Raw genomic sequence first — 994 nt, 5'->3', positions numbered from 1 at the left:
AGCACACAGCACACAGCACACAGCACACAGCACACAGCACACAGCACACAGCACACAGCACACAGCACACAGCACACAGCACACAATTTGAACAACTAAAAAAAACAACTTTACATATCCGGCTGTTTTTTGAAGTTTTTATACCTTTTCTTTATTATCAAGCCTGTTTGTGCATAATATCACCCAATTCAAAGATTAAACGTTATATTTCCCAAGCAATTTGGGCATTATTTGGATTAGTGATATCGAATAATGCTATGTCAGCATTATCCGCTGTGACGGTAAAAAAGATCCATGGTACTTCCCCCTATTTAACCTTTGACGGCGGTGCGACTCATGCCGATTCAGTTAGTCCCTTATTATCAGTAACATTGCCCGGAAACAAAATTATTACTGTATCAAATGATAGCTCAAGTATGGAAAATCCATTAGTGTTAGATAAACTTTCGGCCACTTTTGCAGATATTAAGACATTAGTACCTCATGGGAATTATCCAGAAGTATTGGCAGATAAAGTTATTGATGACAATGGTTATTGGAAGGATGATGATGGCGATACACTTCATCGTGTCAATTCAAGTAAATTAAAAATTAAATGGCAGAATTTATATGGTCAAGATATTACTAATTATGTGAAGGATAACTCAGATAAAGCATTAAATGGCTGTGATGCACCTTATCAATTGACGTTAGAAGTGGAAGATGTAAGCATTAAGACAGAATATGGTATTCCTTCTGAAAGTGATAAATTTACTGGAAATAGGCATACCTATTATCTTTATCCCAAAATGGATAAACCACAATTTTGTTATGCTATGCCTAACTTAGAATATGATTGGCATTCAAATGATATACCTTACGATGGTGCAGTTTCTTCTCTTAACGATCCGCATGGTGATTGGAATAAATATAGAGGGTTTTATGCTTATAATCCAGCGAATCCTGGAGCAAACTTTCCAACCACAGGCTCTCATAATTTATTTTTTTACTTGAG

The 994-nt window shown here is 36.0% G+C and carries 1 protein-coding gene; it reads left to right on the top strand.

Annotated features, from left to right (window positions below; genetic code table 11):
- Positions 1–257: 257 nt before the first annotated feature.
- Positions 258–994 (top strand): hypothetical protein (locus J6569_RS10975; protein ID WP_296318484.1); only part of this gene is annotated, 737 nt, incomplete at its 3' end.

This window comes from Gilliamella sp. (genome assembly GCF_024104075.1).
In the GTDB taxonomy this organism is placed as follows: Bacteria; Pseudomonadota; Gammaproteobacteria; order Enterobacterales; family Orbaceae; genus Gilliamella; species Gilliamella bombi.
Note: the sequence above shows the minus strand (reverse complement) of the source record. Positions and strands in the feature narration are given on the sequence as shown.